The 17,280-nt window shown below is 63.4% G+C and carries 21 protein-coding genes; 12 read left to right on the top strand and 9 right to left on the bottom strand.

Annotated elements, in window-relative coordinates; genetic code table 11:
- Positions 1–3 precede the first annotated feature (3 nt).
- From ACTWJ5_RS27860 to ACTWJ5_RS27845, 4 genes are read left to right on the top strand one after another with little or no spacing between them, the layout of a single operon-like run.
- A complete protein-coding gene (locus ACTWJ5_RS27860; protein WP_249918724.1) occupies positions 4–237 on the top strand; it encodes a FeoA family protein in 234 nt (77 codons plus the stop codon).
- A complete protein-coding gene (feoB, locus tag ACTWJ5_RS27855) occupies positions 234–2,561 on the top strand; it encodes a Fe(2+) transporter permease subunit FeoB (RefSeq protein WP_444436963.1) in 2,328 nt (775 codons plus the stop codon). The genes ACTWJ5_RS27860 and feoB overlap by 4 nt, the downstream gene beginning before the upstream one ends.
- A complete protein-coding gene (locus tag ACTWJ5_RS27850; protein ID WP_444436962.1) occupies positions 2,558–2,803 on the top strand; it encodes a FeoC-like transcriptional regulator in 246 nt (81 codons plus the stop codon). Before feoB ends, ACTWJ5_RS27850 begins: the two co-directional genes overlap by 4 nt.
- A 19-nt stretch (positions 2,804–2,822) precedes the next feature.
- Complete coding sequence (locus ACTWJ5_RS27845) at positions 2,823–3,359, top strand: hypothetical protein (protein WP_074981257.1); 537 nt, start codon at positions 2,823–2,825, stop codon at positions 3,357–3,359.
- 4 nt (positions 3,360–3,363) lie between these two features.
- Here ACTWJ5_RS27845 and ACTWJ5_RS27840 read toward each other — a convergent pair whose 3' ends face one another.
- From ACTWJ5_RS27840 to ACTWJ5_RS27830, 3 genes are all read right to left on the bottom strand, one after another.
- Positions 3,364–3,795 carry an HMA2 domain-containing protein gene (locus ACTWJ5_RS27840; protein WP_444436961.1) on the bottom strand — a complete coding sequence of 144 codons (432 nt, stop codon included), beginning with the start codon at positions 3,793–3,795 and terminating at the stop codon, positions 3,364–3,366.
- A gap of 154 nt (positions 3,796–3,949) precedes the next feature.
- A complete protein-coding gene (locus ACTWJ5_RS27835) occupies positions 3,950–7,222 on the bottom strand; it encodes a carboxyl transferase domain-containing protein (RefSeq protein WP_444436960.1) in 3,273 nt (1,090 codons plus the stop codon).
- Entirely contained in the window at positions 7,219–8,910 is a 1,692-nt protein-coding gene (locus tag ACTWJ5_RS27830; protein ID WP_444436959.1) for an AMP-binding protein, read from the bottom strand. The genes ACTWJ5_RS27835 and ACTWJ5_RS27830 overlap by 4 nt, the downstream gene beginning before the upstream one ends.
- A gap of 158 nt (positions 8,911–9,068) precedes the next feature.
- On the opposite strand from ACTWJ5_RS27830, the gene ACTWJ5_RS27825 reads away from it, so the two are divergent.
- The gene (locus ACTWJ5_RS27825; RefSeq protein ID WP_444436958.1) at positions 9,069–9,989 is read left to right on the top strand and encodes a LysR family transcriptional regulator; all 921 of its coding nucleotides are present in this window, start codon (positions 9,069–9,071) and stop codon (positions 9,987–9,989) included.
- 15 nt (positions 9,990–10,004) lie between these two features.
- On the opposite strand, the gene ACTWJ5_RS27820 is transcribed toward ACTWJ5_RS27825, so the two are convergent.
- The 5 genes from ACTWJ5_RS27820 to ACTWJ5_RS27800 form a co-directional block, all read right to left on the bottom strand.
- Positions 10,005–10,349, bottom strand: a complete 345-nt coding sequence (locus tag ACTWJ5_RS27820) for a hypothetical protein (protein WP_444436956.1) — start codon at positions 10,347–10,349, stop codon at positions 10,005–10,007.
- 104 nt (positions 10,350–10,453) lie between these two features.
- The gene (locus tag ACTWJ5_RS27815) at positions 10,454–10,714 is read right to left on the bottom strand and encodes a hypothetical protein (protein WP_444436955.1); all 261 of its coding nucleotides are present in this window, start codon (positions 10,712–10,714) and stop codon (positions 10,454–10,456) included.
- A gap of 131 nt (positions 10,715–10,845) precedes the next feature.
- A complete protein-coding gene (locus ACTWJ5_RS27810) occupies positions 10,846–11,319 on the bottom strand; it encodes a hypothetical protein (RefSeq protein WP_444436954.1) in 474 nt (157 codons plus the stop codon).
- 178 nt (positions 11,320–11,497) lie between these two features.
- A complete protein-coding gene (locus tag ACTWJ5_RS27805; RefSeq protein WP_444436953.1) occupies positions 11,498–12,010 on the bottom strand; it encodes a hypothetical protein in 513 nt (170 codons plus the stop codon).
- Positions 12,011–12,061: 51 nt separating this feature from the next.
- Entirely contained in the window at positions 12,062–12,310 is a 249-nt protein-coding gene (locus ACTWJ5_RS27800) for a hypothetical protein (RefSeq protein ID WP_009613099.1), read from the bottom strand.
- A 160-nt stretch (positions 12,311–12,470) separates the two neighbouring features.
- On the opposite strand from ACTWJ5_RS27800, the gene ACTWJ5_RS27795 reads away from it, so the two are divergent.
- The 7 genes from ACTWJ5_RS27795 (at position 12,471) to ACTWJ5_RS27765 (ending at position 16,860) form a co-directional block, all read left to right on the top strand.
- Positions 12,471–12,677 carry a hypothetical protein gene (locus ACTWJ5_RS27795; RefSeq protein ID WP_444436952.1) on the top strand — a complete coding sequence of 69 codons (207 nt, stop codon included), beginning with the start codon at positions 12,471–12,473 and terminating at the stop codon, positions 12,675–12,677.
- Between the two features lie 197 nt (positions 12,678–12,874).
- The gene (locus ACTWJ5_RS27790) at positions 12,875–13,240 is read left to right on the top strand and encodes a type II toxin-antitoxin system RelE/ParE family toxin (RefSeq protein ID WP_444436951.1); all 366 of its coding nucleotides are present in this window, start codon (positions 12,875–12,877) and stop codon (positions 13,238–13,240) included.
- Positions 13,233–13,556 carry an XRE family transcriptional regulator gene (locus ACTWJ5_RS27785; RefSeq protein ID WP_444436950.1) on the top strand — a complete coding sequence of 108 codons (324 nt, stop codon included), beginning with the start codon at positions 13,233–13,235 and terminating at the stop codon, positions 13,554–13,556. Before ACTWJ5_RS27790 ends, ACTWJ5_RS27785 begins: the two co-directional genes overlap by 8 nt.
- A gap of 585 nt (positions 13,557–14,141) precedes the next feature.
- Positions 14,142–14,306 carry a hypothetical protein gene (locus ACTWJ5_RS27780; protein WP_444436949.1) on the top strand — a complete coding sequence of 55 codons (165 nt, stop codon included), beginning with the start codon at positions 14,142–14,144 and terminating at the stop codon, positions 14,304–14,306.
- Positions 14,307–14,348: 42 nt separating this feature from the next.
- A complete protein-coding gene (locus tag ACTWJ5_RS27775; protein WP_444436948.1) occupies positions 14,349–14,666 on the top strand; it encodes a helix-turn-helix transcriptional regulator in 318 nt (105 codons plus the stop codon).
- The gene (locus tag ACTWJ5_RS27770) at positions 14,632–15,657 is read left to right on the top strand and encodes a reverse transcriptase family protein (protein WP_444436947.1); all 1,026 of its coding nucleotides are present in this window, start codon (positions 14,632–14,634) and stop codon (positions 15,655–15,657) included. The genes ACTWJ5_RS27775 and ACTWJ5_RS27770 overlap by 35 nt, the downstream gene beginning before the upstream one ends.
- Before the next feature lie 336 nt (positions 15,658–15,993).
- Positions 15,994–16,860 carry a hypothetical protein gene (locus ACTWJ5_RS27765; protein ID WP_444436946.1) on the top strand — a complete coding sequence of 289 codons (867 nt, stop codon included), beginning with the start codon at positions 15,994–15,996 and terminating at the stop codon, positions 16,858–16,860.
- A 153-nt stretch (positions 16,861–17,013) separates the two neighbouring features.
- Here the strand turns inward: ACTWJ5_RS27765 and ACTWJ5_RS27760 are convergent, their stop codons facing one another.
- On the bottom strand, positions 17,014–17,268 hold the full coding sequence (locus ACTWJ5_RS27760; RefSeq protein ID WP_444436945.1) for a hypothetical protein: 255 nt from the start codon (positions 17,266–17,268) through the stop codon (positions 17,014–17,016).
- Positions 17,269–17,280: the final 12 nt, after the last annotated feature.

Below are 17,280 nucleotides of genomic sequence, written 5' to 3'. Positions count from 1 at the left end.
ACCATGGCAATGCTGAAAGAACTGGCGGTGGGTGAGCGGGCCAGGGTGACCGGTTTCAACCAGGGCGGCAGCGCCTACCGGCGCAAGCTGCTGTCCATGGGCCTGACCCCCGGCGCCGAACTCTCGGTGACGCGGGTGGCGCCGATGGGCGACCCGGTGGAGATCCGCGTGCGCGGCTTCTCCCTGTCGCTGCGCAAGGCCGAGGCCGATGCGCTGATGGTGGAGCGCCTGCCATGACAGAACATCGCGTCGTCGCCCTGGTGGGCAACCCCAATTGCGGCAAGACCACGGCGTTCAACGCCCTCACCGGTTCGCGCCAGCGCGTCGGCAACTGGCCGGGGGTGACGGTGGAGCGCAAGGTCGGCGAGTACCGCTTCGAGGGCGAGCGCTACGAAGTGGTCGACCTGCCCGGCACCTATTCCCTGGACGTGGTCGACCAGGAAGTCTCGCTGGACGAGAAGATCGCCCGCGACTACGTGCACGCCAACGAGGCGAGCCTGGTGGTCAACATCGTCGATGCCTCCAACCTGGAGCGCAACCTCTACCTGACGCTGCAGCTGGCCGAGATGCAGGTGCCGCTGGTGGTGGTGCTGAACATGGTCGACGTGGCCGAGGAAAAGGCCATGCGGGTGGACGCCGGCAAGCTCGCCGAGCGCCTAGGCTGCCCGGTGGTGCCCGTGGTGGCCTCGGAAGGCACCGGCATCGACGAACTCAAGCTGGCGCTGCGCGAGGCCCTGCGCCAGGCCCGCCGGCCGGGCGTGAAGGTGACCTACGACGCCGCCCTGGAACAGGCCATCGGCGAGTTGCTGCCGCAGCTGGCCGAGGCGGGCAGCGGCATGGCGCCGCGCTGGCTGGCGGTGCGCCTGCTGGAGGGCGACGACCTGGCCCGAGCCATCGCCGGGCCGCAGGTGACCGAGGCGGCGAACCGGCTGGCCGAGGAGCTGGGCGACGACATCGACGTGATGGTGGCGGACGCCCGCTACGGGCTGGCCAACGACATCACCCGCGAGGCCCTGACGCGCCTCGGCCGTACCAGCCGCGACCTGACCGACCGCATCGACCGCGTGGTGCTCAACCGCATGCTGGGCATCCCGATCTTCTTCGCGATGATGTACCTGATGTTCATGTTCACCATCAACATCGGCAGCTCCTTCATCGACCTCTTCGACCAGCTCGGCGCGCTGTTCTTCGTCGACGGCCTGGGCCGCCTGCTCGGCGCGTTCGGCACCCCCGACTGGCTGGTGGCGCTGCTGACCCAGGGCATCGGCGCCGGCGTGCAGACGGTGGCCACCTTCATCCCGGTGATCGGCTTCCTCTTCCTGTTCCTCTCGGTGCTCGAAGACTCGGGCTACATGGCCCGCGCGGCCTTCGTCATGGACCGCTTCATGCGCTGGGTGGGGCTGCCCGGCAAGTCCTTCGTGCCGATGATCGTCGGCTTCGGCTGCACCGTCCCGGCGGTGATGGCCACGCGTACCCTGGAACACCGCCGCGACCGCCTGCTGACCATCGCCATGGCGCCGTTCATGTCCTGCGGGGCGCGGCTGCCGGTGTACGTGCTGTTCGCCGCGGCGTTCTTCCCCGAGCACGGGCAGAACGTGGTGTTCGGCCTCTACCTGATCGGCATCGGCGCCGCTGTGCTGACCGGCCTGCTGCTCAAGCACAGCCTGCTGGAAGGCGAGGCCACGCCCTTCATCATGGAGCTGCCGCCGTACCACATCCCCACCGTCAAGGGCGTGCTGCTGCACACCTGGGCGCGGCTCAAGGGCTTCGTGATCAAGGCCGGGCGCATCATCGTGCCCACGGTGCTGGTGCTGAACATGCTGAACTCCACCGGCACCGACGGCAGCTTCGCCAGCGTGGCGCCCGACCACTCGGTGCTGGCCGAGGTGGGCCGGGGCATAGCGCCGGCCTTCAGCCCCATGGGCGTGACCGAGGAGAACTGGCCGGCGGCGGTGGGCATCATCACCGGCATCCTGGCCAAGGAAGCGGTGGTCGGTACGCTCAACGCCACCTACGGCGCGCTGGCCGGGCAGGGGGAGGCTGAGGACGACAAGCCCTTCGACCTGGCCGGCGGCATCGTCGACGCCTTCGCCACCGTGCCGGCCAACCTGGCCGAGGCCTTCGGCCGCTGGACCGACCCGCTCGGCCTGGAGGCCGACCTGGGGGACCAGGACGCGGTCGCCGCCGCCAACGAGGTGTCGAGCAGCATCTTCGGCGCCATGGTCACCCGTTTCGTCAGCGCCTCGGCGGCCTTCGCCTACCTGCTGTTCGTGCTGCTCTACTCGCCCTGCACGGCCGCCATGGCCGCCGTGTACCAGGAGGCCGGCACCCGCTGGATGCTCTTCGTGGTGGGCTGGACCACCGGCCTGGCCTACGGCGTGGCGGTGCTGTTCTACCAGTTGGTGAACTGGGCGGAGCACCCGCTGAGTTCGCTGGCCTGGTGCAGCGGTGTGCTGCTCGCCTTCGCCGCCGCCTTCGTTTCCCTGCGCATCGCCGGCCAGCGCGCGCCACGGGCGCCGGCCGGCGTGCCGCTCTCGCCATCCGCAGGAGGCTCGCCATGATCCTGTCGCAACTGAGCGACTACCTGAAGCTGCACGGGCGCGTCAGCCTGCACGACATGCAGCACTACCTGGACACCACGCCCGAGGCCCTGGAAGGCATGCTCGCCGTGCTCGAACGCAAGGGCCGGGTACGGCGCCTGCCGAGCGGCACCTCCTGCGGCGGGGGTTCCTGCTGCAAGTGCGACCCGGCCAGCATAGTCGTCTACGAATGGGTCGCCGCGGCCACGCCCGGCAATGGCTAGCGAGGCCGGGCGCGGGGCCATGAGGCGGCCGCCGGCGCTGCTGGTCATCGGCATCCACCGCGAGGAACTGGCCTTCGGCGAGCGCGTCGCCGAAGGCGTGGACCCCGCGCGGGCGGATGTGCAGCGCATCCCCGACGGCCTGTCCGGGCGCCACCCGCGGGCGGACCAGCGCTTCCACCACGAACTCCTGCATGCCGCCCTGTACGAGCAGCTGCTGCCGTTGGCGAGCGGCCGCTACCGGGTGCTGATCGACCTGCACAGCGGCCGCGACCGCGACGGCCCGAGCGTGGACCTCTACTGCGGCCACCCGCGCTTCTGCCAGGCGCTGGCGGCAGCCCTGGCCCGGGAAGGCCTGGCCGGCCGCGGCATCGAAGTGGTGCCGCTGGGCGACTCGGTCGCCACGGTGATCCCCCGGCGCATCTGGGACAACCCGCGCTTCCTCTACGTCGGCATGGAGGTCTACCTGCCCGACGGCGAGCAGGGCGAAGCCGTGGAACTGGCCAGGCGGCTGGTGGGCCTGGTCAGCCAGGAGGCGCAGGCGTTCGAGGGCGGCTGAAGGCTTAGCGCAGGATGTGCCGGCGGTGCGTGCTCAGGTGCACCCCGAGGCAGGCGACGAACACCGCGCCGCAGGCCGCATGGCCGCGCTTGGAGCCCATGCCCACCAGGGCCAGCGAACTGCCCAGCCCGGCGATCATCCCCAGCTTGGCGTAGCGGTTGACGCGCATCTTCAGCGGCCGCCGGCCAGCAGCCTGCAGCGGGGCGGCCAGTTCGGCGTCGACCAGCGCGTCGATGCGGCCCTCGAAGTCCACAAGGCGAACCTGCTCCGCAGCGAAATGCACCAGCAGCGAACCCGACTTGGCGTTGGCCTCGCAGGAAAGCACGCCGTCCAGGGCGGCCAGCTTGTCGTGCAGCCTGTGCAGGCGTTCGGCATTGCGCAGCCGGGCGTCCCGGACACGGATGCGGCCGGGCAGGGAGGAAACGATGTTGGTCATGGGGGCGGCGAGCGGCTGATAGGAGTCCGCATCATAGCGATTTGTATTCCGCCGCAGAGTCGCCGGCGGTCGGCTCGACGTGGCAGGCGCGGGGCGGCTTGCATAGCCGGCGCGGGAAAGGCACCGGCGGCGTCGCCCGGTGCCTGTGCCGTCGTTACCAGGTATCGATGAACGACCGCCCGCCGGTGTCTACGGGCGTGGCGCCGGAGGCAGCGTTGAGGCCGCGCAGCAGCCAGGCGCGGGTATCCGCCGGGTCTATCACCGCGTCGATCTCCAGGTAGCTCGCCATGTTCAGCGCCTTGCCGCTCTCGTAGGCCTTGGCCACCAGCTTGTCGAACAGCGCCTGGCGCGCGGCTTCGTCCGGCTGCGCGCTTAGCTCCTTGGCGAAGCCCAGACGCACCGCGCCCTCCAGGCCCATGGCGCCGAACTCCCCGCTGGGCCAGGCTGCAGTGAACAGCGGCGCGTGGAAGCTGCCGGCGGCCATCGCCTGGGCGCCCAGGCCGTAGCCCTTGCGCAGCACCACCGTGAAGAAGGGCACGCTGAGGCTGGCGGCGGTGACGAACATGCGCGAGACGTGGCGCACCGTGCCCTGTTTTTCCGCCTCGGGGCCGACCATGAAGCCGGGGGTGTCGCACAGCGAGACGATCGGCAGGCCGCGCGCCTGGCACAGCTGCATGAAGCGCGCGGCCTTGTCGCCGGCCACCGCGTCGATGGCGCCGCCCAGGTGCGCGGGGTTGTTGGCGATCAGGCCGAACGGCTTGCCCCCGATGCGCACCAGCGCGGTGACCAGCCCGGGGGCGAACTGGCGGCGCAGCTCCAGCACGCTGCCCTGGTCGGCGAGCAGCTCGATCACCCGGCGGATGTCGTAGACGCGCAGGCGGTTTTCCGGGATCACATGGCGCAGCTCGCGCGGGTCGGCGCATTGCCAGTCGCTTGTCTCGCCCTGGAAGTAGGCCAGGTACTGCTTGGCTGCCCGCACCGCCTCGGCCTCGTCCTCCACCAGCACGTCGATCACCCCGTTGGGGCCTTGCACGCTGGTCGGGCCGACCTCTTCCGGCGTGTAGCTGCCCAGGCCGCCGCCCTCGATCATCGCCGGGCCGGCCATGCCGATGCTGGCGTTGCGGGTGGCGATGATCACCTCGCAGCAGCCGAGCAGGGCGGCGTTGCCGGCGAAGCAGCGGCCGGACACGACACCGACGGTCGGCACCCGCCCCGAGAGCTTCGCGAAGCTGACGAAGGTGTGGCAGTCCAGCCCGGCCACGCCGACGAAGTCGGTATCCCCCGGGCGGCCGCCGCCGCCCTCGGCGAACAGCACCACCGGCAGGCGCCACTGTGCTGCCAGGGCGAGCAGGCGGTCGGTCTTCTTGTGGTTCATCACCCCCTGGGTGCCGGCGAACACCGTGTAGTCGTAGGCGATGGCCATGCAGCGCGCCGCCTGCTCGCCGAACTGTGCGGCGCCCACGGTGCCGATACCAGCCACCAGGCCGTCGGCCGGGCTCAGTTCCAGCAGCTCCTCGGTGGAGCGGCGCCGGCGCTGCGCGGCCAGGGCCATGGCGCCGTATTCGCTGAAGCTGCCTTCGTCCAGCAGGTCCGCGAGGTTCTCGCGGGCGGTGCGCTGGCCGGTCCTGCGCCGCTTGGCCACCGCCGCGGGGCGGCGCGTGTCGCTCAGGCGCTCATGGCGCTCCCTGACCTCGGCCAGGTCGGCGCGGATGTGGGCGAGGTCGACGGCCTGCTCGCTCAACGCCGCGCCGCCCTCGACCTCGGCCGGTTCGAGGAACAGCAGCGGCTGGTCCTCGGCCAGCGCATCGCCCGGGGCCGCCGCCAGCAGGCGGACGATGCCGCCGCTTGTGGCCTTGACCTCGAATTCCATCTTCATCGCCTCCAGCACGGCGACGGTCTGGCCGGCGGCCACGCTGTCGCCCTCCGCGACCGCCAGGGCCACCACCACCCCGGTGCTCGGCGCGTTCAGGGCGACGCTGCCGGGCGGCGCATCGACGTTCTGGCGTCGGGTTTCGGCCACGCTGCCGGTCCCGCTGAAATAGCGGTGCGGGTGGCTCTCGCCGCGTGCGCTGAGCAGTTCGCCCAGGTGGCGCTCGACGAAGCGGGTGTCGACCTGGTTGGCGGCGACCTCCTCGCGTTGCAGCAGGTTCTGCAGCAGGTGCAGGTTGCTCGCCACGCCCTCCAGGCGGAACTCGCAGAGCGCGCGGTAGGCGCGGCGCAGGGCACTGGGATAGTCGCCGGCGTTGGCGATCAGCTTGGCCAGCAGCGAGTCGTAGGCCGGGCTGACCGCATAGCCGGCGTAACCGTAGCCGTCCACCCGCAGGCCGGGGCCGGACGGCGGCTGGTAGGCGCTCAGCACGCCGGCGGCCGGCCGCGCGCTGCCGTCGGCCTGGAGCGTTTCCAGGTTCAGCCGCAGCTGTATGGCGCAGCCCTGCACGACGGGCGGCCGGTCCAGCTGGAGTTCGCCGAGCGTGGCGCCGGCGGCCAGGCGCAGCTGGGTGTGTAGCAGGTCGACGCCGGTGACCTGCTCGGTGACCGTGTGCTCCACCTGGATCCGCGGGTTGGCCTCCATGAAGTAGAAGCGCCCGTCGGCCACCAGGAACTCGAAGGTGCCCAGGCCGCGGTAGTTCACCTCGTCGGCCAGGCGCAGGGCGCAGGCGATGATGGCCTCGCGCAGGCCCGCGTCCAGGCCGGGGCTGGGGGCGATTTCCACCAGCTTCTGGTGGCGGCGCTGCAGGCTGCAGTCGCGTTCCCACAGGTGGCTGACGGCGCCCGTGCCGTCGCCGAGCACCTGAATCTCGATGTGCCGGGCCTGCCCCAGCAACTGCTCCACGTACAGCGCGCCATTGCCGAAGGCGGCCTGCGCCTCGGACTGGCAGCGGGCATAGGCCTCGGCCAATTCCGCCGGCTCGCGCACGGCGCGCATCCCCCGGCCGCCACCGCCGGCCAGGGCCTTGAGCATCACCGCGCCGTGCTGCGCGGCGAACGCCTGCGCCTCGGCCAGGTCGATGGCGTGGTTCAGGCCGGCCACCAGCGGGGCGCCGCAGCGCTCGGCCAGGGCGCGGGCGGCGGCCTTGTCGCCGAACAGCTCCAGCACCTCGGCCGCCGGCCCGACGAAGGTCAGCCCGGCGGCCTGGCAGCGGCGGGCGAAGCCGGGGTTCTCGGCGAGGAAGCCGTAGCCCGGGTGCACCGCGTCGCAGCCCTGTTCGCGGGCGATGGCGATCAGCTGCTCCATGTCCAGGTAGGCGGGCACGCCGCGCCCCTTGAGCGGCGCGGCCTGGTCGGCCTTGCGCGTGTGCAGGCTGGCGGCGTCGTCCTCGGCGAACACCGCGACGCTGCGGATGCCCAGGTCGGCGCAGGCCTGGGCGATGCGGATGGCGATTTCGCCACGGTTGGCGATCAGCAGCTTGGCGAAGGGCGGGGTCACAGCAGAGGCTCCAGTTCGTTCTTCTTGATCTTGCCGGTGGCGGTCATCGGCAGGCTTGCGACCACGCGGACCTCCGGCACCTTGTAGACGGCCATGGCCTCGCGGCACCAGGCGAGCAGGCTCTCGGCGCTTTCGCCGGCGCCCGGCTTGAGCACGACGAAAGCCACCGGCTGCTGGCCGCGGCGCTCGTCGGGGCGGGCCAGCACCGCGCTGGCGAGGACCGCCGGGTGCTGGCCGAGCAGTGCCTCCAGCTCGCTGGGGAACACGCTCATGCCGTTCACCTTGATCATCTCCTTGCGCCGGCCGAGGTAGCGGATGAAGCCCAGCTCGGTGATCTGGCCGAGGTCGCCGGTGTGCAGCCAGCCGTCGCGCAGCACTTCGGTGCTGGCCTCGGGGCGGTTCCAGTAGCCCTTGAGCAGCGACGGGCTGCGGATGCACAGCTCGCCTTCCGCGCCCAGGGGCAGCAGCTCCCCGGTTTCGAAATCGCAGACCTTGAAGTCGGTGCCCGGCACGGGCAGGCCGACGAAGGTCGGCGCGCTGTTGAGGTCGAAATCGTCCTGCTGGAAGCCGACGATGAAGGTGTCGCAGGTGTGGGTTTCGGTCATGCCGAAGCTGGTTTCCACCAGCGTGGTGCCGGTCAGCTCGCGCCAGCGCCGGCGGTAGCTGGGCGTCAGCTTCTTGATGAAGGAGATGGCGCCCGACACCCGCAGCGAGGAGAAGTCGTATTCGCCGACCCGCGGGTGCTCCAGCACCTCGGCGGCGCTGTCGACCAGCAGGGTGCAGTGGCTGACGCGGTAGCGCTGCACGGCGGCCATGAAGGCCTCGGCGTCCCAGCGCGCCAGCAGCACCAGGCGGCAGCCGGCGAACACCGGGAACAGCAGGCCGCCGTTCTCCCCGGCGATCCAGAACTCCGGCAGGAAGTTCAGCAAGACGCTGTCCTGCTCCAGCCGGTTCGCCACCGACAGGTAGCTGGCGCAGGTGTAGAGCATGTCGCCGTGGGTATGCACGCAGCCCTTGGGCAGGCCGGTGGTGCCGCCGGTGTAGTTGAGCGCCGCCACGTCGCCGAGCCGCGCCTGGTGCTGCGGCACCGGCCCCCGGCAGGCCTCCAGGGCCGGGAGGAAGTCGATGAAGTCGTCCCCGGCCAGTTTCGGCGCCAGCAGCATGTCGGGCGGCGGCAGGCTCGGCGTGGCCGGGCACAGCTCGCTGAGGCTGGTGGCCAGCAGCCGGCGCAACGGCGTTTCACCGCGCACCTGGCGCACGATCGGCAGCAACTGGTCGAAGCACAGCAGGGTTTCGGCGCCGCTGTCGTTGAGCTGGTAGCCCAGCTCCAGCGCCTTCGACAATGGGCTGACCGGCACGTACACCGCCCCCGCGCGCAGGATGCCGTAGAAGGCGATGTGCAGCTGCGGACAGTTGGGCAGGAACACGGCGACGCGCTCGCCGGGGCGCACGCCCAGCTCGGCCAGCAACGCGGCGCAGCGGTCGGCCAGGCGGTCCAGCTCGGCCCAGGCCAGGCTGTGGCCGTAGAAGTCCAGCGCGGGCGCCTCCGGCTTCAGGCGCGCCCAGGTACGCAGGTATTCGCCAAGCGGCTGCTGCCCGTGCGGGTAGTGCGGCTCGCGCGGCGTGCCGGCTGGCCAGGCGGCGGCCTGGAGGCGATGCAGCGCCTGGAGGTAACGGGCTTCGTTCATGGCGGGCACTCTTGTCGTTCTTGTTGCGCTGCATCTTAAAAAGCCGGGGGAAGCGAAAGAACTGACGCCTATTCATCGATATCCATGAACGCTATGCATGGTTGTTCCAGTAGGGATCGCTGCTAGGCTGGAGCGGCTGGGGATAGAGGGTGATCGGCATGAATCAAGCACATGAATGGTCGACGCTCGGTCGTCTGGACCTGAACCTGTTCCGCGTCTTCGAGGTGGTCTACCGCGAGCGCAACCTGACCCGCGCGGCGGACGTCCTGCACCTGAGCCAGTCGGCGGTCAGCCACGCCCTGGCGCGCCTGCGCGAGCAGATCGGCGACCCGCTGTTCGTCCGCCACGGCCGCGGCGTAGCACCGACACCGCTGGCCGAACAGCTGGCGCCGGACATTCAGCACGCCCTGAACGGCCTGCGCCGCAGCGTGATCCGCCGCCAGGACTTCGACCCGCAGCGCGACCAACGCACCTTCCACCTGAACATGCCCGAACAGCTGGAGCCGGTGGTGCTGCCGGGCATCCTCGACCACCTGCAGCGCACTGCCCCGCAGGTCGGCGTGCGCAGCAGCAGCGTGCACTGGGCGGAACTGAAACAGGAACTGGCCGCCGGCCGCATCGACTTCGCCATCGAGATCGCCCGCCCCACCGACGCCACCCTGCGCCACCGGCAACTGTGGCGCGACGACCTGTGCGTAATGGCCGGCCCGGCCTTCGCCGGCGAACTGACGGCAGAACGCTACCTGGCCGCCGAACACGTCGCCGTCACCTCACGGCGCCGCGGCATCTGCATAGAAGACCTGGCGCTCGGCCAACTCGGCCTGACCCGCCAGGTGCGCCAGCATTGCCAGCACTACCTGTCGGCCGCGCTGCTGGTGTCCCAAAGCGATTGCCTGCTGACCATGGCCAGACGCTACGCCGAACTGCTCAACCGCGGCCTGGGCAACCGCCTGCTGCCAATGCCCCTGGAACTGCCGCCGGTGACGCTGAACCTCTACTGGTCACGGCACGCCGATGGCGAGGCTGGGAACCAGTGGCTGCGCGGGCAGTTGATGGAGGTGGTGAAGCGGATGCGTTGAGGCCGGTGGCTGCGCCTAAAGCCATTTCCCGCTGACCAGCATGCTGTCGATCAGCGCCAGCCACAGCGTGGCCGGGACGTTGAGCAACTGCAGCCAATGAAGCGCCTTGGGGCCGCGGAACGACCAGAAGGACAAGGCTATCAAGGCCAGGGGAAGCAACTGCAGCCGGGCGAACAGTTGCCCATTCCCCTCCCGATGCCAACCGCCAGACCCGATGACGAGCGCGAGCGAAAACAGCAGCAGTGCGCACACCCCATGGGCAGACGAAATCAGCCGCAGGGCTATCGAGGTGCTGGCTGGCGCAGTCTTGAAATACCAGTAGCTCGTCGAAAGCAGGATGAGGACGCAGAGCACTTCCATGGCCTTGCCTCGTGGTGGGGGAGGGATGGAACACAGTGTGTAATTACAGGCCCGGCAACAAAAAGCCCCCGACGAGGCGAGGGCTTATGGCGGCGGCGCAGCGCTTACTGCAGCAGCACCAGGTCGATGCCTTCGGGCTTCAGCTTGAGCAGCAACACGTCGTAGTAGAACGCCAGCGCACCGAAACCGACGCAGAACACCAACATGCTCAAGGTGCCGCCAACCATGCCGTCGTGGTTGGCGATGGCGAACAGGCCGAAGATGAAGCCGAACAGGAACAGCCCGGAAAGGAGCTTGCAGACCAGCCGTACCAGGCCGCGGAAGGTGTAGAGCAGGTGGAACAGAACGGTCTTGATGGCGCGCATGGCGACCTCCGTGTCGTTGATGAAAGCGAGCGCCGAGTCCATCGGCTGAATGCGGGGATTATGCCAGAGCTGGCGGCGGTGTCGCTGCTCCAGGCTGTGCCAGAAAGGAATACCTCCCCCCTTTTTCGTTTTCAAGCCGTGGTATTCACTCCGGTCCCGCTGGTGCTGCTGCCGGAGTCCGTCAACGCCTCGGAGTACGCCGCATAGGCCGTCGCCACAGCAGCGCTGGCGGTCGCGACACGCGCCCGGGCTGCTTGCTCCTGAACCTGGCGGGCCTGCTTCTCTTCCTCGGTCTGGTTGCCGCCGCCCTGGCTGACCTTGGCAAGTTCCTGTTCGGCTTCCTGCAGCTCCTTTTGCGCCTGTTCCACAGCCTCCTTGAGTTTTTCCAGCGTGCTGTCCGAGGTGCTGCTGGAACTGCTGCCGCTTCCCTCAGCGCCACCGGCCCCGCCAGCATCTTGTGCCGAACCGCTTGCATTGGTTTGGGAGGTGCTCGTTGTACTGGAGGCGGTGCCGCTGTCGTCACTCGTCGACGCGGTGGTGGTGGATGAGTTTGAGGTGGAAGTGAAGCGGAGATTCAGGTTGCTGACGGACGAGATGCTGGACATCGGAAGGCTCCGGATCGTGATGGATACCCGGCATGGCGGCCTTCGCGGGGAAACCTTTAGTGGGGTTTGTTAGCGGCTTGGTATCGGTTCGGATACTTCGTTCGAGAAGGGCGCGAAAGCGGAAGAGGAGGGCGGCCGATTCATGTGGATCGAACTCGATGCCGAAGTACGTCCGCTTTCAATTACCGCCTGCGCACGCCTCGGCCTTTTTCTGCGCAGTTCTCTCGGTTGGATGCTGCTCATGCTGCTGCCACCAGAATTGACACTGCGCTGACGCGAAGCGTTTCTCCTGCGCCACCCTGGCTTGTTCCGCCTGAGCCTGGGCGAGTTGTTCGGCTTTCTGCTGTCGCAGCGCCTCTTCTTCCTGCGCTACTCGTTGGCGCAACTCGGCTTGGGCTCTTTGCGAATCCCGTTCGGCCTGGCGCATGGCTTGCTGCAGGTAGAGGCCGGCGTCATTGAGCGCGGCCTTGATGCGCTGCTCCTGGATGTAGTCGTAAAGCAGCTTTCCGCCCCAGATACCGCCCACGACGATGAAGGCAGCCAGGATGATGGCGTGGCTGGGGTCCATCGGCTGATGGGCGCGGCGGGCAGGGGCCAGCCTGCGGCCAAGACGTTCGTTGCGATCGTCTATTTCCTCATCCATGTCGAGGCTGAGGCTTTTCAGTTGCTCGTCGATTTCGCGCTTTGCCATGCCTGCCGCGTTCCTTGCCGCACTTCCTGTGATCGAACCTTGTGGATATCCCTAGCCCGCAGGGTTGGCCTGGTCGTGATCAGGGCTTGTCTGCCCGATCTCCGGCAACACCTCGCCCGTGCTCAGCCACCAGCGGTAGTGCGGGTAGACCTTGCCGAGGATTTCCACCTCATCGGCGCCGACCCGCGCCCTCCCGCGTTTGATGCTGACCCAGCGGTTGTAGTCCGTGTCGCCTGCGCGCGTCAGTTCGCTCAGGTTGCTCTGGCTTATCAGTCGAAGTGCTCTCTCGGTGATGCTCATTCAAATGGTAACTGATTGTTTTGGACTATGTACAAAGCATAGGCCTGGAAGGTATTTTGACTATGTACATGAACATAGTTCATGAAATGAGTCGTCCATAAGCCGCCATAGTGCAGCAAAGGCTATGGGTGTGGAAGAAAGCCATTAGGGAGTGGGTGTTATGAACCAACCAGACCTGAACCTCGATCTGTGCACCATCGAAGCTTTTGGTCGGATGTGTGTTTTGCCTGACGAGGTGGTAGCCGAGTGGATCGAGGCTGGCGTGCTGCCGAGCCGGAGCATTGCCGGTATCTGTCTGGTCGACCTGCGGAGGCTTTGCGCTGCACAACTCAGTGGCTGGCAGAGTGTTCCTGCGTGTGGGGACTAGATGAGAGTTGGCCAGCGACAGAATGGGCATAAAACGTCTATGGAAAATCCTGGGCCATTCGACGCTAACGATGACAATGCGCCATGCGCACCTGTCTTCAGGCTATGCGTAGGATGCTATCTGGTTCGGTCGTTGCCAGGCGCTACTATTATTATCTAAGATTCCTTTGATGGAATATTCCATGAGGGTTATATTTCGTGACGTGGGAGATCGAGTACACCGATGAGTTCGGTGACTGGTGGAGTTCCCTTTCCGAAGAGGAACAGGAATCCGTCGCGGTGACAGTTCGGTTGCTTGAGGAGCGTGGGCCGTCACTGGGCCACCCCTACAGCAGCGGCATCAATGGTTCCCGTCACGGGCATATGAGAGAGCTGCGGACCCAGCATGGTGGGCGACCTTTCCGGACGCTCTATGCGTTCGACCCCAGGCGCTCGGCGATACTGCTGATCGGTGGCGACAAGACAGGCGATGATCGCTGGTATGGAATAAACGTCCCGGTGGCTGACCGCCTCTATGACGAACATTTGCAGCAGCTCCGCCAGGAGGGATTGATCGATGGCTAAGAAATTTGCGGACCTGCGGGCGAAGATGTCGCCTAAGGCTCAGGCTCGAGTCGAGGGCAAGGCTCAGGCGTTGCTGGCAGAAATGCCGCTGAACGAGTTACGCCAGGCCCGCGGGCTTTCGCAGAAAATGCTCTCGGAAGTATTGCACGTCCAGCAGCCGGCCATCGCCAAGATGGAGAAGCGTACGGACATGTACATCTCCACGTTGCGCAGCCATATCGAGGCCATGGGCGGGCAATTGGAAGTAATTGCCCGATTCCCGGATGGCGTGGTGAAGATCAGCAATTTCGCCGATATCGAAGAGGCGGGTGCGTGAGCTCCGGTGGGAAAAGAAAAAGCCCCTGAAGTTCGCTAGGAAAATCAGGGGCTTCTCGTCTTGCGTTTGGTGGAGCCGGGGGGATTTGAACCCGTTCATTGACGCCGTCGTTAATGGCGATTACTGGTAGAAGTCAGCAAAGGCGGGAGTTTCAAGCGGGGCGTGGTGGGCAATGAGGGCAAGTGTCAGCGTTTGCTTTCGACACTTCTTCGACCCTCTGAGATAGGGGTAGACGAAAGCGATCATCGATCGCTGGCGAATTATTTTCGCTGTGAGCGAATTTTTTCTTGACGCTGCTTGGATGCGCGCGCAGTATGGCTCTGCGGCGATGATTTCTCGATTGCTGTTGGTGCTCCGGCACCGTGGAGGCTTCGGCCTCTAAATTTTGGCACCGACGCGCCCATCGTAGTCCATCGCGGGTCACGGCCGTCCAGCCTAGTCGGCATCGTCGAGAGCGACGATGCCTGGTGGTTTCAGTAGGGGGAAAAGTACAGTTCGATCATCAGTCACTGGTCTATAGCGGTTGCCTCGAGAGGTTGGTTCCACATTCCGTGGGCTGACGCAAACCCTATAGGAGCACCAAAAATGCGACCACGTGACAAAAAAACCGCAGAACTGTACCTGGAGAAACTGAAAGCGGAACGGCGTGTGTTGTTGCTTAAAATTTGCTTCAGTGTGATCAAAGTGATTGGTCCTTTGCTTCCACTGATTGATAAATACTGGCACAAGATCGTTGCGATGCTTGAATGAGTAACCTACCCCGCTGTTGTCACATCCCCCCGAGGTGTGAGTATGTTAGGTAAAGCCCTTAAATTAATCCGCTCGTATTACGGTCTATCTCAAACTGATTTATCGGAGAGCTTAGGGGTCTCGAATTCCCATCTTTCGGAAATAGAGTCTGGTAAAAAACAACCCTCGCTAGATATGCTAAGCAAATATAGTGAGTACTTCGACATCCCGCTTTCATCCATACTTTTCTTTTCAGAGAATCTCGATGCGCCACGTCCGACGGATTCGTTGCGACTAGGTGTGGCTAAAACCATTATCACTTTGCTGGAATGGAACGAGAGTCGAAATGCAGCCAAAGAAAAGCGAAAAGCCAAAACGTAAATCTGATAACGAAATAGCTGTTGATCAGTGCCGTCTTTACAAGATCGGCTCATTTAAGAAGTTGTCGGATGTTCTGAAAATTACTCCTGCCGAAATAAAGGCCCTGCTTGTCTCGGATGGAAACTATAAAAAATTTACTGTCTCTCAGTCTGCAAATCCATTCACGGGGAAGCCTAGGAAGCAGCGCGGAGTCCAAGAGCCAAAATCAAAGCTGCGTAGAGTTCATAATAGAGTGCTAGCTCTATTGCGCAGAGTTAGCTATCCAGATTACGTCCAAGGCGCAGTGCGGTATCGATCCTATCAAACCAATGCCGCCTTACACATAGGCTCTAGGCAAACGGCAACTTTTGATATTAGCGATTTCTACGGGTCAACCAAGCAGCATTTGGTTCATTCGTTTTTTCATAATGTTATGAAGTGCCCTACCGACATAGCAGGTAAGCTAGCTAGGCTAACCACGTGTGACGGCGTTATGCCCACCGGTAGCCCTTTGAGTCCGTTACTATCTTTCTGGGTCGCGAAAGAGCTATTCGATGAGTGTGCCGTAGTCGCTAAAGAGTACGGCATGAAATTCAGTTGCTATATTGATGACTTGACTTTCTCTGGCGACCGAATTCCTCGCGAGTTGAAGTCTAGGCTAAAAATAATATGTAAACGGTACGGGTATCGGCTGAAAAGTGGAAAGACTAAAGTCTTTCGTTTTGGTGAGCCAGCTCATATTACGGGCGTTATAAAAATGGATGCCGCGCTATCAGTGCCATTTGCTCGTCTTATGGCTGTGCGGAAGTTGATAGATGCAATTGAAGGCAGAGGGGATTCCTACGGTTATACTGTGGAAGAGCTCAAAAGGAAGTTGGCGGGAACTGTGAGTGAAGCGGCCTCCATTGATGGCCAATTTAACAAGTGGGCGCTTCATGCCAAGCAGGATGCAAAAAAACTCAAGTCGACCCAGTACAAGCTAATGGTGATCGATTTAGGAAAGGGGGCGTAACTAGTTTTTTGCTATGGTCGTTGATTGCCATATCTGGTTAAAACGAGCAAAGCCGGACCCTTCAGCGAAGTAGCTCAGGCTATTTTCGGCAATCTTTGGTCTGTGATTTCGACACTTTTCGACTGTTAAATTTCTACTTTTCAGTCAAAAGATAGCTAATATAACTAAGCTCTCACTGCAATTTTAATTTATTTGCCGAGGCTTCGTATGATTCACAGGCTTTCGCAGTCTACTAGCTACCTTCAAACGTTCTATATTCAGCCCGATACGGGGAGACACTATCTCCGCTCACATGCGACGGGATTTTTTCTCAATGTGGGGAACGCAATTTTGCTGGTGACAAACTGGCACGTGGTGAGCGGGTTAGACCCTGCGAATCCATCCGCATGCTCAATTGCGAATCCTCCACCTACCATTTTGAAGGTCTCCTTAATAAACAAGAGTAATAAGTTAACTGAGTTGATGCTGCCACTCTATTCTGAGGATATGTCTCCATGTTGGTATGAACATCCTCTTGGCTATAAAGTGGATGTCGCAATATATGAGTTGCCGCTAGGGTTGCAGGATCATTTTCACTTCGTTGATATCCACTCTGCAGCGTCTGGAACGGAAATCACGGAGGCTGTAGCAAAGGATGTATACATTCTTGGCTATCCATTTAGCAAGGAGGAGATGAAATCCGTCTTCGGGGACGAGGCTCCATATTATCTTCCAACTTGGAAGAAGGGGACGATAGCTAGTGAGCCAAAGGTACGTCTAGGCGGTCACGTATTATTGATTGACTCGTTATCCCGCGCTGGTATGTCCGGGGCACCTATTGTACTGAGCGAAGATTCGGACATGATGAAGTCGGCCGATGAACACAATAAGGCTATTTTTGCAGCGATGAATGCTGGTGATAGCTCTGCGTTGTTAGAGCTCGACATGACTAAGCTTGAGCATGAAAAGGAAAAGAAATTCAAGTTGCTCGGCGTTTACTCGGGAACAATAGGGAGTACGAAACTAGCAGAGATATCCTTAGGGAAATGTTGGCATGTCGATATTTTGCGTGAGGCTGTCGAGGATCATAAGGCAGGAGTAATGCCCTGCCATAATCCAATGATGAATGAGTTCTATAGAGGGTTTTTATCTGAAATATGCTCTGGCGAACTCATTACCCGTGATGAGAGTGGAAAGGAGGTGTCGCGTAAAAAAATTAGATGAAAATACTTTGCTCCAATAAGCCCTAGAGTCCTGTTAGTTGGGAGGGCAAGAACTATTAGGTTAGTTAAGCTTTAGGGTTTTATCATTGAAAGGGAATGAATTTTCTCTTCTCCTTTCTTTGCCCAATCCATGTAGGCGAGCGAGGATTTTCTATCAATCTCCACATGCTTCAGCCTTCTTCTGTGCTGTTCGCTCCGTAGGGTTTTGGCTGTGCTGCTGCCACCAGAACTGGCACTGGAATGACTTGAAGCGCTTTTCCTGTTCCGCTCGGGCTTGCTCTGCTTGTAATTGAGCACGCTGCTCAGCGCGTCGCTGTTCTCTAGCGTCTTCCTCAGCTGCCATCCGTTGCCGCATTTCTGCCTGCGTACGACTGGAGTCTTGCTCGGCTTGCTTCAAGGTCTGCTGCATACAGCAGCTTCG

The organism is Pseudomonas sp. A6 (genome assembly GCF_052367875.1).
Classification (GTDB): domain Bacteria; phylum Pseudomonadota; class Gammaproteobacteria; order Pseudomonadales; family Pseudomonadaceae; genus Pseudomonas; species Pseudomonas citronellolis.
Note: the sequence above shows the minus strand (reverse complement) of the source record. Positions and strands in the feature narration are given on the sequence as shown.

Coding starts and splice junctions, on each gene's coding strand:
- ACTWJ5_RS27860 (WP_249918724.1), top strand. CDS start 4: ATGGCAATGCTGAAAGAACTGGCGGTGGGTGAGCGGGCCAGGGTGACC.
- feoB (WP_444436963.1), top strand. CDS start 234: ATGACAGAACATCGCGTCGTCGCCCTGGTGGGCAACCCCAATTGCGGC.
- ACTWJ5_RS27850 (WP_444436962.1), top strand. CDS start 2,558: ATGATCCTGTCGCAACTGAGCGACTACCTGAAGCTGCACGGGCGCGTC.
- ACTWJ5_RS27845 (WP_074981257.1), top strand. CDS start 2,823: ATGAGGCGGCCGCCGGCGCTGCTGGTCATCGGCATCCACCGCGAGGAA.
- ACTWJ5_RS27840 (WP_444436961.1), bottom strand. CDS start 3,795: ATGACCAACATCGTTTCCTCCCTGCCCGGCCGCATCCGTGTCCGGGAC.
- ACTWJ5_RS27830 (WP_444436959.1), bottom strand. CDS start 8,910: ATGAACGAAGCCCGTTACCTCCAGGCGCTGCATCGCCTCCAGGCCGCC.
- ACTWJ5_RS27825 (WP_444436958.1), top strand. CDS start 9,069: ATGAATCAAGCACATGAATGGTCGACGCTCGGTCGTCTGGACCTGAAC.
- ACTWJ5_RS27820 (WP_444436956.1), bottom strand. CDS start 10,349: ATGGAAGTGCTCTGCGTCCTCATCCTGCTTTCGACGAGCTACTGGTAT.
- ACTWJ5_RS27815 (WP_444436955.1), bottom strand. CDS start 10,714: ATGCGCGCCATCAAGACCGTTCTGTTCCACCTGCTCTACACCTTCCGC.
- ACTWJ5_RS27810 (WP_444436954.1), bottom strand. CDS start 11,319: ATGTCCAGCATCTCGTCCGTCAGCAACCTGAATCTCCGCTTCACTTCC.
- ACTWJ5_RS27805 (WP_444436953.1), bottom strand. CDS start 12,010: ATGGCAAAGCGCGAAATCGACGAGCAACTGAAAAGCCTCAGCCTCGAC.
- ACTWJ5_RS27800 (WP_009613099.1), bottom strand. CDS start 12,310: ATGAGCATCACCGAGAGAGCACTTCGACTGATAAGCCAGAGCAACCTG.
- ACTWJ5_RS27795 (WP_444436952.1), top strand. CDS start 12,471: ATGAACCAACCAGACCTGAACCTCGATCTGTGCACCATCGAAGCTTTT.
- ACTWJ5_RS27785 (WP_444436950.1), top strand. CDS start 13,233: ATGGCTAAGAAATTTGCGGACCTGCGGGCGAAGATGTCGCCTAAGGCT.
- ACTWJ5_RS27780 (WP_444436949.1), top strand. CDS start 14,142: ATGCGACCACGTGACAAAAAAACCGCAGAACTGTACCTGGAGAAACTG.
- ACTWJ5_RS27775 (WP_444436948.1), top strand. CDS start 14,349: ATGTTAGGTAAAGCCCTTAAATTAATCCGCTCGTATTACGGTCTATCT.
- ACTWJ5_RS27770 (WP_444436947.1), top strand. CDS start 14,632: ATGCAGCCAAAGAAAAGCGAAAAGCCAAAACGTAAATCTGATAACGAA.
- ACTWJ5_RS27760 (WP_444436945.1), bottom strand. CDS start 17,268: ATGCAGCAGACCTTGAAGCAAGCCGAGCAAGACTCCAGTCGTACGCAG.